The organism is Fusibacter bizertensis (assembly GCF_029914245.1).
GTDB classification, from domain to species: Bacteria; Bacillota; Clostridia; order Peptostreptococcales; family Acidaminobacteraceae; genus Fusibacter_C; species Fusibacter_C bizertensis.
This window is the reverse complement of the sequence record NZ_JARYZI010000011.1, coordinates 100,840-114,598: the sequence shown is the minus strand read 5'-3', so window position 1 is coordinate 114,598 and position 13,759 is coordinate 100,840. Positions and strand designations below refer to the sequence as shown.

Annotated in this window: 13 protein-coding genes; all 13 read left to right on the top strand. The window is 34.3% G+C overall.

Going from position 1 to position 13,759, the window contains the following annotated elements; all coding sequences use genetic code 11:
* The first annotated feature begins 107 nt into the window (after positions 1-107).
* The 13 genes from QE109_RS14585 to QE109_RS14525 all read left to right on the top strand — a co-directional run bounded on the left by QE109_RS14585 (position 108) and on the right by QE109_RS14525 (position 13,642).
* Complete coding sequence (locus QE109_RS14585; RefSeq protein WP_281095280.1) at positions 108-2,069, top strand: alpha/beta hydrolase family protein; 1,962 nt, start codon at positions 108-110, stop codon at positions 2,067-2,069.
* A 60-nt stretch (positions 2,070-2,129) separates the two neighbouring features.
* Positions 2,130-3,293, top strand: a complete 1,164-nt coding sequence (locus QE109_RS14580) for a metal-dependent hydrolase family protein (protein WP_281095279.1) — start codon at positions 2,130-2,132, stop codon at positions 3,291-3,293.
* 56 nt (positions 3,294-3,349) lie between these two features.
* Positions 3,350-5,026, top strand: a complete 1,677-nt coding sequence (locus tag QE109_RS14575) for a LytS/YhcK type 5TM receptor domain-containing protein (protein WP_281095278.1) — start codon at positions 3,350-3,352, stop codon at positions 5,024-5,026.
* Positions 5,023-5,730 carry a LytR/AlgR family response regulator transcription factor gene (locus QE109_RS14570; RefSeq protein WP_281095277.1) on the top strand — a complete coding sequence of 236 codons (708 nt, stop codon included), beginning with the start codon at positions 5,023-5,025 and terminating at the stop codon, positions 5,728-5,730. Before QE109_RS14575 ends, QE109_RS14570 begins: the two co-directional genes overlap by 4 nt.
* A 99-nt stretch (positions 5,731-5,829) precedes the next feature.
* Positions 5,830-6,318 carry a hypothetical protein gene (locus QE109_RS14565; protein WP_281095276.1) on the top strand — a complete coding sequence of 163 codons (489 nt, stop codon included), beginning with the start codon at positions 5,830-5,832 and terminating at the stop codon, positions 6,316-6,318.
* A 10-nt stretch (positions 6,319-6,328) separates the two neighbouring features.
* On the top strand, positions 6,329-7,939 hold the full coding sequence (locus QE109_RS14560) for a carbon starvation CstA family protein (RefSeq protein WP_281095275.1): 1,611 nt from the start codon (positions 6,329-6,331) through the stop codon (positions 7,937-7,939).
* Positions 7,939-8,214, top strand: coding sequence for a hypothetical protein (locus tag QE109_RS14555; protein ID WP_281095274.1), 276 nt, complete (start codon positions 7,939-7,941; stop codon positions 8,212-8,214). The genes QE109_RS14560 and QE109_RS14555 overlap by 1 nt, the downstream gene beginning before the upstream one ends.
* Positions 8,215-8,224: 10 nt before the next feature.
* Entirely contained in the window at positions 8,225-9,121 is an 897-nt protein-coding gene (locus QE109_RS14550) for an ArsA family ATPase (RefSeq protein ID WP_281095273.1), read from the top strand.
* Positions 9,122-9,176: 55 nt separating this feature from the next.
* Positions 9,177-9,653, top strand: a complete 477-nt coding sequence (locus tag QE109_RS14545) for a ferritin family protein (protein WP_281095272.1) — start codon at positions 9,177-9,179, stop codon at positions 9,651-9,653.
* A gap of 209 nt (positions 9,654-9,862) precedes the next feature.
* The gene (locus QE109_RS14540) at positions 9,863-10,720 is read left to right on the top strand and encodes a DegV family protein (RefSeq protein WP_281095271.1); all 858 of its coding nucleotides are present in this window, start codon (positions 9,863-9,865) and stop codon (positions 10,718-10,720) included.
* A gap of 45 nt (positions 10,721-10,765) precedes the next feature.
* Positions 10,766-11,515, top strand: a complete 750-nt coding sequence (locus QE109_RS14535) for a formylglycine-generating enzyme family protein (RefSeq protein WP_281095270.1) — start codon at positions 10,766-10,768, stop codon at positions 11,513-11,515.
* A 165-nt stretch (positions 11,516-11,680) separates the two neighbouring features.
* Positions 11,681-12,670 carry an NAD(P)-dependent alcohol dehydrogenase gene (locus QE109_RS14530; protein ID WP_281095269.1) on the top strand — a complete coding sequence of 330 codons (990 nt, stop codon included), beginning with the start codon at positions 11,681-11,683 and terminating at the stop codon, positions 12,668-12,670.
* 105 nt (positions 12,671-12,775) lie between these two features.
* Complete coding sequence (locus QE109_RS14525) at positions 12,776-13,642, top strand: DUF2268 domain-containing putative Zn-dependent protease (RefSeq protein WP_281095268.1); 867 nt, start codon at positions 12,776-12,778, stop codon at positions 13,640-13,642.
* Positions 13,643-13,759 lie beyond the last annotated feature (117 nt).

Here is a 13,759-nt window from a genome sequence, read left to right as displayed (position 1 = left end):
ATAAATCGAGGCGCATAATTGTATTAATTATAGAAATAATATAAACTTATAAAAAGTAATATTACATGAACAAAATTACATAAAATATATGAAAAAGCGAGGTTGATATGGAAAAACTCAAATTAAATGACATGACAAAGTACAGATCATTATCGGGAATCAAGTATGCACCTGATGGCAAAAACATAGGGTTTATACTTCACGAAATGGATGAAAAAAATAACACATACCTATCTAATATCTATATTTATAATTTAGAAAAAGATAAATCTTTTCAGTTAACTTCAGGGAATAAAGAAACCAATTTCGTTTTTAAAGACGAAAAAACGTTGCTGTTTTCTACCATTAGAGATCAAAAGGATCAAGCAAGAAAAGACAGAGGAGAAAAACTCACCTGTTACTATGAAATAGCCATAGATGGTGGAGAAGCAAATAAAGTATTTGAAGTACTTTTAGATGTTTCTGGGATAGAGCTGGTAGATGAAGATACCTTTATCATAAAAGCACTGTACGACTTGAACGCGCCTAAACTTGAGGATCTTGCAGATGAAAAAGACTATGAAGTATTAGATGAAATCCCATTTTGGCAAAATGGAAAAGGTTATTCTAATAAAAAAAGAAATAGACTTTATACTTTTAATAAAACAACAAATACGATTAAACCAATAACTGACGAATATACAAATGTCGAAAATTTCAAAATAAATGATGATCAATCTATGGTGCTAATAATAGGAAATAAATTTAAAGACAAGATGGAACTCGGCTCAAATTTATATAAATACAATATAAATGAGAATCTACTTGAAGATTTATCAATGAAAGCACCTTTCAACTATAGCTTTGCTGATTTTCTTCAAGATGAAATTGTATTTGCTGGTTCTGATATGCTTGAATTTGGGATGAATAAAAATGCCCTGATTTATAAGATGGATAAAGCTGGTGAAGTGATGACTTTATCAGATCTAAATTTGGACTATAATCTTAGGAATTCTGTAGGATCAGACACGCGATATGGTAGCTATAATAGTATAAAAGTAGAGGGCAAATATCTGTATTATATGACTACAGAATACGATAGTTCATATATTAATAGAATAGACGGTACTGGAAATTATGAAAGAGTTACTAAAGAAAAAGGGGCAGTTGATGGTTTTGATGTTTTTGATGGAAATATAGTATTTATAGGTCTTAGAGACAATAAACTACAAGAACTTTATAAACTTGAGAACGATAAAGAGTCCCAGATAACTACATTTAATCAATGGGTACTTGAAACCAAAACATTATCTAAACCTGAAAAATTAAGCTTTGAGACAGATGGTGGCATCATCATAGAAGGCTGGGTAATGAAGCCAGTAGACTTTGATGAAAATAAAAAATATCCTGGTATATTGAACATTCATGGTGGACCTAAAACTGTATATGGTGCAGTGTATTTCCACGAGATGCAATACTGGACAAATGAAGGGTACGCAGTATTTTTCTGCAATCCAAGAGGCAGCGATGGAAGAGGCAATGCTTTTTCTGACATAAGAGGAAAATTTGGTGATATAGATTACAAAGACATTATGAAATTTACAGATCTAGTACTGGCTAAATATCCATTTATTGATGAAAATAAATTAGGTGTAACTGGTGGCTCTTATGGTGGCTTTATGACCAACTGGATCATAGGGCAAACTGATAGATTTAAAGCGGCTGCATCACAAAGAAGTATTTCCAACTGGATTTCTAAATTTAATACCACTGATATAGGCTACTATTTTGTTGAGGATCAACAAGCAGCTACACCTTGGAATGACATGCAAAAACTATGGGATCAATCACCTTTGAAATTTGCTGATAAAGTAAAAACGCCAACACTATTTATACACTCAGAAGAAGATTATAGATGCTGGATGGCAGAAGGTTTGCAGATGTACACTGCGTTAAAATACCATGGCGTTGAATCAAGATTTTGCCTATTTAGAGGTGAAAATCATGAGCTTAGTAGATCGGGTAAACCAAAGCATAGGATTAGAAGACTTAAAGAGATAACAGAATGGTTTGATAAATATCTAAAATAATTGATATTTTAATTAAATAGGCCACTCTAAAAAGTTGAGTTCATTGACATGGGGGATAGTATGATTTATAAAAATTTAAATGTATTAGATGTTATAAATGAAAAGTGGCTAGAGCATACAGATATAGAAATTAAGGATGGAAGTATTCTTAATATGGGGAAATTATCAGGTGTGTATGAGGATTTTTCTTATGAAAACTGCTATATGATTCCAGGACTAATTGATTGTCATACCCATATTTTTATGGCTGGTGATGCAGACACTATTGGCAGCGTTCAAAGTATGAATACAACTGATTATGTCTTATTAGCGATTAAAAACTTGGAAAGGCATATAAAAAGCGGGGTTACTACGATTAGAGATGTTGGTGGCATTAACCATTATGATATTGAGCTTAAAAAACATATTAAAAATGGTGAATTACTATCACCAGATTTGTATGCTGCTGGTAAAATTGTAACCATGACAGGTGGGCACGGGTATTTTATCGGACGAGAAGCCGATGGCGAGACTGAAGTCAGAAAAGCTGTAAGAGAACAATTGAAAGCGGGCGCTGATTTAATAAAAGTAATTTCATCAGGTGGTGTGCTTACACCAGGTGTTGACGTCAACGCTTATCAGTTTAACATTGATGAATTAAAAGCTGCAACAGAAGAAGCGCATAAAGCAGGCAGAAAGATTTGTACACATTGTCACAGCACTCAGGGAATTAAGAATTCTGTCTTAGCTGGTATTGATTCTATTGAACATGCTACTTTATTAGATCGCGAAGGCGCTCAAATGATGGCAGAAGCTCAAACCTATATGGTACCAACATTATCTGCAGTTGATAATATCGTTAAAAAAGGAAAAGATGGAGGTATACCTGAATTTGCATTGAAAAAAGGAATCGACGTGTATCGAAAACATCTAAATAGCTTTAGGTTAGCGCTTGAATATAATATTCCTATAGCAATGGGCACAGATGCTGGTACACCGCTTAATTACCACGGCGACTCACCAAGAGAAATTCTACTAATGGTTGAAAATGGAATGGGTGTACTTGAAGCGATTAAAACATCTACAATAAATGGTGCAAAGTTAGTTGGTATAGATGATAAAGCTGGTAGCATCTCTATAGGAAAGAATGCAGATCTTGTCATATTTAAAACTAATCCAGAGCAGCAACCCGAGACATTACTAACACCACTTCAGGTTATTAAAAGAGGTAGACATATATTGTAGAATAATGTTAATTATATGAATCAATTATTGATATCTTTTCGAAAGAAGGCGAACACATGGCAGATTTGCTTTGGGGACTCACCACGAAAGTATCGTTGATTTTCTTGGTGATCTATATTTTTTCTAGCACCAAGATGTTTATAAAAATCATTCATAATCGAAAATTCAGTTTTAGAGATAAAATTATTCTTGCAATGGTTTTTGGTTTCATGGGCATATTAGGTACTTATTCAGGGATTCCCTATATGGGCGCAATTGTAAATAATCGAATGATTGGCGTAGTATTTGGAGGTCTAATAGGAGGTCCTTTTGTTGGTGTGTTATCAGGCTTGATAGCTGGTGGGCATAGATTTTTGATTGACGTTGGTGGGTTTACCGCATTGTCTTGTGGCATCTCTACGGCACTTGAAGGCTTAATTGCAGGATTAATCTCGCAGTATTTTTTTAGAAGCAAAAATAAAGTTTTATTTGGATTTATGGCTGGTATACTTACCGAAACCGTACAAATGATGATTATCTTATTGATAGCAAAACCATTTGAAGAAGCCCTGTCTTTAGTTAGAATAATTTCATTTCCAATGGTCTTAACCAATTCCATAGGCATAGCACTAATGATTATCATTTATGAGAATAGGCTTAAGAACAATGATATGCAAGGCGCGTTTCGTTCTGAACAAGCACTGAGAATTGCACGTGAAACTATGAAATATCTAAGGTTGGGATTAACTACTGATGCAAGTCAAAATGTTGTTCGAATTATTAGAGATATAGCGAGCGTAGATGCTGTGGCAATTACAGATCATGAGAGAGTTCTTGCTTATGAGGGGATTGAGACTCTTGGTTTTAGTGTGGGTGATTTAATACATTCTAGTATTACCAAGCAAGCGATGGAACAACATGTTGTAATTTCATCATTACTGGATGTGAATGCTAAAAAGAATAGAAATTTAAGTGTCGTCATAGCACCTCTGATCGTAAATGGCGAAGCAATAGGTACAATAAAACTATATACATTTGGGAAGACTAAAACTTCAATGGTAGATGAAAAACTAGCGAGTGGACTTGCAATGCTGTTTTCAACTCAACTTGAACTTAGTCATCTTGACGAGCAAAAACACCTATTAAATAAAGCGGAGCTATCCGTATTGCAAGCAAAAATTAATCCACATTTTTTGTTTAATGCATTAAACACTATCCATGCGCTCATAAGAATAGAACCCACACATGCACGAGAACTACTTGTAAAATTTTCAGATTATTTTAGAAATAACATCATCCATAATGGTTGCTTTATAACCCTTGAAAAAGAACTGGATCAAGTAATGGCATACCTTGAACTTGAAAAGGCTCGTTTTGGGAATCGTCTGTCAGTTGAGTTTGATGTTCCAGAACAACTTGATATTGAGGTCCCCCCTTTAATTATTCAACCTCTTATTGAAAATGCGATTAAACATGGTATTTTCGAATACAAAAGTAGTGGAAAAGTAAGAATTATTATTTCGGCTTTTGAAGGGGTTTATGAGTTTACAATAGAAGATGACGGCGTTGGTATTGATCAGAAAATTGTAGATAGTATATATAAATTGGATGAGAAAACCAACTGTATTGGTCTAATGACCACACATAAGAGACTTTTGGCTACTTATAAAAACAACAAAGGACTATATTTTGAGACTAAACCCGGAAGTGGAACTTTGGTTTCATTTTCAATATCTAGAGGAGAAAAAGTATGAATGTTGTGATTGTCGACGATGAGTATCTGGCTATTGAAGAGTTAGCATTTCAATTATCTTTATGTGAAGACGTTCAAATTAAAAGTACTTTTATGGATCCCGAAAAGGCATATGATTATATCATTTCTCATGATGTTGATATCGTTTTTCTAGATATACAGATGCCTGGGACTAATGGTTTGAAATGTGCAAAGAGGATATTAGCTCACAAGAATATTCATGTTATTTTTGTGACTGCTTATACAGAATATGCTGTTTCTTCATATGAAATAGATGCAGTGGATTACTTACTTAAGCCCATCAATAATGCTAGACTTAATAAATCGCTAGATAAAGTGAGGCAGTTTCGAACTAGGTCTTGTTCTCAAAAAATGGATAAGGATTTTCTGTTCATATATGAGAAGGAGGTCCTCAGACCGATTAAATATGATGAAATCCGATACTGTCGTGCAAATGATAAACATGTTGAAATCTTTACAAAAAATCAGATTTTTGTTTATGAAAACACAATTGGAAAATTAGAAGAGTCACTTCGGGATTCAGTTTTCTTTAGATGCCACCGAAGTTACATCATCAATCTTAAACACATCAATCTTATTGAGCCTGTTGAAAGAACGTATCTCGTGAAAATGGAAGACTTTGGTGAATTGATCCCCATTAGTCGATCAAATGTGCAAACATTCAAAAGAATCATGGACATCTAAACTCAAAAACGTACAGTTTACGCTTAATTTATGACAACTCACAAAAAATAGTGAGTTGTTATATTTTTTTTTTGTAATATATTAGTGAGGAGGTGAATTATGTTTAAAGAGCAATTGATGAAAGGTTATGACCGTTATTATGACACATATGAATCATATCAGTGTCTAGGCTTTGATTTTGATTTCATGGCAAAATATTACCAAAGAAATTCAAAGTATATGGCAGTCAAAAAGATGGAGTACTATGCTTTTTCAAATTATGAAGAAGTATATTACAAACACTATGAAACCTTTAATGATCAAATCTTTTCCGAAATCAACATATTTATTAACAATTATTTGAACCAATTCACACCATCAGATGAAAATCATATGGAGACTTTATTAACTGTTATTGTGAGTACAGGAGATCAGCTTTCAAGTGATTATAAAAAAATGGTGGGGAGATTTAATCCATCTAAAAGTATTTTATGGGGACTGAAAGGTTGGATTAAAGTCAAATTGATCCTAATTGATTCTCAAAACAACATTATCACCAACAAGTTTGGTCAAAATGATCAAAAAAAACTCGCAAAATTATTAGCTTAGGGGGAAAAACATGAACGGATTAACATTAGTAATTGTGGTTATCGTTTTATTTTTAGTGGCTTACACAACCTATGGCTCATGGTTGGCAAAAAAGTTTGGAGTAGATCCAAGTAGAAAAACGCCAGCACACACTATGAATGATGGTGTCGACTATGTACCTGCTAAAGCACCAGTACTTCTAGGACATCACTTTTCATCTATTGCCGGGGCTGGACCTATAGTTGGGCCAATTGGGGCAGCAATTTTTGGGTGGATTCCAGTGTTTTTATGGATTATTATAGGGTCCATATTTTTCGGTGGCGTACATGATATGGGGTCTATGTTCGCGTCGGTTAGACATAAGGGACAATCAATTGGTGAAGTAATAGGTACAACAATGGGCAAAAAAGGGAGACAACTTTTTTCCATATTTGCATGGCTAACTTTAATTCTTGTTATTGCTGCTTTTGCCAATATTGTTGCTAACACTTTTGTTTCAGTTCCAGAAGCAGCTTCCAGTTCAATGCTCTTCATTTTACTTGCGATATTCTTTGGATATGCTGTGTATAGAAAAGGAGTAAACTTAGCTTTAGGAACAGTAATTGGGGTTGCGCTTTTAATTGGCGCTATATTCCTAGGTACTAATTTTCCTCTATCACTTTCAAAAAACACATGGATGGTAATTTTACTTGGTTATATCTTTGTTGCATCTGTTACACCTGTTTGGATTCTATTACAGCCAAGGGATTATTTGAACTCATTCCTTTTATATGCAATGTTAATTGGCGGTGTAGTAGGAATCGTTATTATGCGTCCTACACTTCAATTGTCGGGTGTTACGGCTTTTAATGTAAATGGAACTTATTTATTTCCAATGCTTTTCGTCACAGTTGCTTGTGGTGCTATTTCTGGATTCCACTCACTTGTGGGATCAGGTACAACATCAAAACAACTTGATAATGAAAAAGACATCAAAGTCATCGGTTATGGTTCAATGTTAATAGAAGGTGTACTTGCAACACTTGCCATCATAACAGCTGCATATGTAACTGGTGGAAAACTAACTGAACTTTTAGGAAATGGTGGCCCAGTTAACGTATTTAGTGATGGTCTTGGATCCTTTATGACTAGTTTCGGATTGTCATTTACAATAGGTAAAAGTTTTACTGCACTTGCAATTTCTGCTTTTGCAATGACTACTTTAGATACTGCGACACGTCTTGCAAGATTTATTTTCCAGGAAATGTTTACAAAAGAAAACCAAACTAAAGAGACTGTATTTACAAATAGATATGGTGCAACAGCAATAACCGTTATTATAGCAGGTTCTTTGTCTTTCTATGGTTGGGGAACTGTTTGGCCTTTGTTCGGTTCAGCAAATCAATTACTAGCAGCACTTTCACTTCTTGCACTTGCTGTTTGGCTTAAAAAGAATAATAAGACCAATAAATTTGTTGTACTTCCAATGATCTTCATGTTTTCTGTGACACTTGTTGCGTTAGTGATTCTTATCATGCAAAGTTTATCTCAACCGATTCTCTTGATTTTCTCTGTGATTTTATTTGTTCTTGCAATTATTCTGATATTGGAAGCTTCAAAAGCTTTGAAAGTGGATAAAATTGCAGATGTAAAAAAAGAATAATGAAATTTCTAGAGAATATTGCGCTGTTTTTCACTGGTGCACTTGGTTTTAATAAAAAAGCTTATACATTGATTGAAAAAGATCTAAGACAAGAAGAGGATAATTTTCTATTGGCTGCTAGAGCTGACTTATTAGGACTAAATTTTCCGACCATGTATTATATGTTGGAACTAATTCCGTATATGGTGGAGGAAGAAGAAGCATGGATAAAGAGAATGGTTAAGAGAAAGAGTATCTGGGAAGAACGATTTTCAGACCTCGACATAGATCCTTAAGGAGATTCTGATGTTAAAGGTAGAATTCTACGGAGGAAAAGGTGGGGTGGGTAAAACCACCCTTTCTTCAGCAAGAGCGCATTACTATACAAAACTTGGCAAAAAAACATTGCTAGTTTCCACTGATCCTGCCCACTCAATTTCTGACGTATTGGGTATCCAGGTAGGATCAAAACTAAAGAGTATCACACCATTACTGGATGCCATTGAAATTGATCCTGAAGAAGAAGCAAATTTATACATTGACCAAATTAGAAGAGATTTAAATTCGATTCTTAGTCCAGTTGTCCTTGAGGATGTTAATAAACAGTTAAGAGCAGCTAGAGTAATGCCAGGTACACATGAGGCAAGTTTATTTGATAAAATGATAGAACTTATGGATTTGCATAAAGATGTCTATGATGTGATGATTTTTGACACCGCACCTACTGGTCATACTTTGAGGTTATTGACACTACCAGAACTATTAATTGAATGGTTTGAAGGGTTAATTAAGAAAAGAGAAAAAATAGTAAAACTTAAAGCGATGCTCGGTCTAAAAGAAGATGATCCGATTCTTGCGCGACTAAAGATCAGACGGGATACGTTTTTGAAAGCAAAAGACATGATTCGCTCTGATAACACTTCTATTCATCTAGTGATGAATCCTGAAAAAATGCCACTAGAAGAAACTAAAAAGGCTATGAAGTATTTAAATGACGCTCATCAACCTGTTGCTGAGATTATCATTAATAAAATTTTACCACCGGATATAGTTGAGCCTTTTTTCAAAAATAAGATAAAAAAAGAACAAGAAGTGATAGCAGAAGTTAAGGCGATTTACTCATACCTTAAGATTACAGAAATTTATCTCCTTGATCAGGATATGGATGCTGATTCGCTGTTTAAAATTGTCGAGCTACTTTAGAGATATGAAAAAAGTAAGATATATATTGCCTGGATTTATACAAAGGAGGGTACCAATGAAAACTTATAATGGAAAAGACTTGTTAATGTTACTTGTTGAATCTGAAAAGAAAGTTGCTATTCTATATCATGAACTCTCGAATCAAGTATCTCATCCAAAAGCAAAAGCTGTATTTGATAAACTCGCTAAGGATGAGGAACGTCATGAAGAAATGTATACTTCATTGATGCATCAATTTGAAGGTGATCTTATAGTTGAAGTGGATGATGAAGCACACGAGTTCCTTGAATCGCTGGTTAAATTCAGTTATTTTAGAAATGATGCAGTGAAAAAGAGATTTGTAAAAGAAGATGCACTTGTGATTGCAGAGAAGATTGAGAGAGATACATTAATTCTCGTACAAGAACTGCATACGCTTTACCCCAATATTGCTTCAAAAGAAATTAACATCGTTATGAAAGAAGAAAAGAAACATCTTAATTTTGTTTTAAGAACACTTGAAAATCAAATGTATCCTACTTTGGGATTATAAGAACTGTTTTTAAAAGTCGCTTTCCACTTAGTGGAGGCGACTTTTTTTGATTGCAAGTGAAAAATTAAACTCATTGCTTTATTTATTTATAAAATAAAAGTATACTAATATAAAGTGTAAAATTTAAAATTTGAGAATATTTTACTTAGTTAATAATGTGATTTGATTTTAGATAAAAATAGAACTTTTGAAAGAATGGAGCAATAGACATGATAAAATTCATTACTGACAGTACTTCTTACTTACCTCAAACATTGATTGGAGAGTATCCTATACAAATCGTTTCATTAAGCGCTTTGATAGATGAGGATATATTTGTTGAAACAGAAACAGACAACAAATCCTTTTATGCGCGCTTAGCACAAGGTGGAAGTTTTCCTAAATCAGCCCAACCTAGTTTAGATGAAATGATGAAGACTTTCGAGGATGCAATATCTGTAGGTGACGAAATTGTTGGAACTTTTTTGTCATCAGAAATGAGCGGCACTTATCAAACTGCATGTATGATTAAAACTCAATTATTAGAGCAATATCCAAATGCCAAGATTGAACTTGTGGATTCACGCACCAATTGCATGCAGTTAGGATTTTGTGTGCTTTATGGTGCAGCATTGGCTGAGCAAGGTAAGGGCATTGAATATATTGCTCAGCATATGCGTGATTATGTACATCAAAGTAGATTTATATTTTTGCCTGAAACGTTGGACTACTTAAAAATGGGCGGACGAATCGGTGGTGCTAGTGCCATACTTGGTAATATTATGCAACTGCTACCGATTCTTACGGTAAAAGATGGGCGGACAGAGGTGCTTCAAAAAGTACGTACTAAGAAAAAGGCAGTGAAAACATTACTTCAAATTGCACTTGATGATATCATAAAATATGGACTTAAAAATGTTGTCGTGCATCATATAGAAGCGTATGAAGAAGGGGTAGCTTTGGCGCGTCAGCTAGAGGAAGAACTGGGTGTCAGCGTTTTAGTAGTTGATATCGGTCCAGTTATAGGGACTCATGTTGGACCAGGCGCAATTGGAATCGCATATGATCTACAAAAGCCTTTTAGCTAGGTCAGTTGAAAACAGAGTTGCAATTCTTAGAAAGGATCAAAATATATGGACAATAATGTTAAGGCTTATCTAGATGATCTAATGATAAGAATACCAAGTGGAAAAGAGAACTTAAAGTATTTTCGAGATGAAAATAAATGGATCAGTTCAAATTCACAGATGAGTATACCTGGTAAAAAAGGCAAGCTCACTGAATTGAGTAAAACTGTTGAAATACAATCTTTCTTGATAGCAAAGTATCCTGTTACAAAAAATCTATACTTACGCATAACCAAACTGTTATCAGATGATCTTTTTATAGACTGTACACCAGTAGTAAATGTCACATGGTATGATGCACTAAAGTTTTGTAATTTACTTTCATTAGAATGCGGACTTAAGCCTTGTTATGTTTTTGATGAAGTAGAAGAAACCGCAACATATGATCAAGATGCAAATGGATATAGATTACCAACTGATGCAGAGTGGCAGTATGCATGTAAAGCAGGAGTGGCTGGTTATAGATATGGAGATATTGATGTAATTGCATGGTATAATGAGAATTCAGAGGGTAAATTGCATGAAGTAGGTAAAAAGCAACCTAATGGATGGGGATTATACGATATGCTAGGCAATTCATGGGAATGGTGTTGGGACTTGTATGATGAAAAAACATATGGGGTATATCGTGTCTTTCGAGGTGGAAGTTGGGGAGAATCTGCTAGAGGATGTGGTGCAACATGTCGTCGAAGTGGGCATCCAACCTTTTGTATAGATGATTTAGGATTTCGCTTAGTACGATCAATTACAGCTTAAGAGTTGAAGACAATTTGTACTTAAAATTATATAAATTTCATATGATAAAGATAATTAATTAGAGATTCGTTGACTTATATCAATGAATCTTTTTTTATATTGATATATAATAAACTCAATAATAATCTGTGTAAAAGGAATATATTTAGAAGGAATGGTGAGTGAATGAGAGCAATTGTTTGGAAGAAATATGGTAAACCATCAGGCTTAAAATATGAAGAAATAGATAAACCAGTTCAGGCTGATGATGAAGTGCTGATCAGAATCGATGCAACTACTGTAACAGCTGGTGATACAGAGATGAGAGGTTTGAAATTTTCGTTATTTTTACGACTAATGATCCGTCTATATATGGGCTTTTTTAAACCCAAAAATAAAATATTGGGTCAAGAATTAGTTGGGACAATTGTAGCGATCGGTATAAATGTGAAGGAATTTAAAGTGGGGGATAGGGTGATAGCTACAACAGGCTTTAAATTTGGAGGTTATGCAGAATATATTTGCTTAAATCCAAAGTCTAGCATGGGCACTATGGTTTTGAAACCCGATTTTTTAACGGACTTTGAAGCAGCTGCTTTACCTGTAGCAGGGATGGAAGCATTGCATTATCTGAAACTGGGGGATATCAAAAAGGGTGAGCATGTTTTAATCAACGGTGCTGCAGGAAGTTTTGGGATGTTTGCAATTCAACTTGCCAAACATTATGGTGCTGAAGTGACAGCTGTTGATGCAGCACAGAAATTTGATGTATTAAAACAAGCGGGCGCAGACCATTTGATAGATTATCAAACAGAATCCTACTATAAAAATAAGAACACTTACGATATTATCTTTGATATAGTGAGTATCAGTAAATTCAAAGAAAGCTTAGCATGTTTAAAAGAAAATGGACGCTATATTTTTGCAACACCTAAATCAAAATACAAACTCAAAAGCAGATTATCAAATCTTGGATCTAAACAAGTTTTGTTTACACTTTCAAAGCAATCCAATACACAACTTGAAGAAGTCATAGAGCTCGTCAAAGTAGTACCTATAAAGATCTACATTGATCGAGTGATGCCACTTGAAGAGGTACCAAAGGCACATGAGTATATAGAGAAAGGGCTTAAAAAAGGTAACTTGGTGATTCAGGTTTCAAATAATAATAGTTGAAATATCGAAAAAAGTATTGACCTTCACGCAACGGCATAGTTTAAATTGTATATGAAATCATTTACTGGCCATAAGTGATTGAATATACTTTTGGAGGATAAAAAAATGAAGATTAATATTTTAGACACTCATAAATTATACATGGAAATGATGAAGTTATCTGAAAATCGGCGATATGATTATTTTGATGAAAATTTTTTAAAACCATTTGCTCCAGTTTTTGAACGAACAAGGATGCCTCGCAACCCAGAAGCATTATCATGTTTATCTTTAACTGGAAAAGACAAAATAGCGGAAAACATGCTAGTTCAATTAGTTGATAAAAATGTATGGCATGAAGCTCATAAGGCAATTGAACTTGCTGTATACACTCTAAAGGATACGGGCATCAAATTGCCTGAGGAAATCACACTTGGCATATTTTTGGGTGATCCAGATAAACTTTCGCAAAGTGAGGGTTATACTGGTGTTGGTTCTGTACCAGGATATATTCAGATAATAATTGCACCAAATTCACAAAATCTACAAAAAATTAATGCCTGTATTGCTCACGAATTTCATCATAATGTGCTGTTTAATAACGTCAAGTGGGACTTTATGAACGTTACATTGAGTCAATATCTAGCTGTTGAAGGTCTTGCAGAAAGCTTTGCATCTTTTTTATATGGAGATGTGTTTATTGGACCATGGGTGACAGGCGTTTCTGGAGCTGACTTGGAAAGGACAAGGGAAATTATTGAAAAAAATCTTGATGTTTCAGGATTTATGGAAGTACGAAAGTATATTTTTGGAGATCATCCTATGATTCCAGAAAGTGATGTACTTGGTATCCCATTTTGTGGTGGCTATGCTACCGGTTACCATGCAGTGCAAGCACTTCTATTAAAAACACATAAGTCCATTGTAGAAGCCACCAAAGATTTCGTTGATGGAGTTGACGTTGTGAAGCAGTCTGGTTATTTTAACATTTAAAATTAATGCATACCGCTATTTGAACAATCAAGATATTGTTTTGATAGCGGTTTAATTTTTTCCTCTGGTGTTGTTTGGTTAAAGTATAAGATTATACGTTGAATAATCCATTTTATA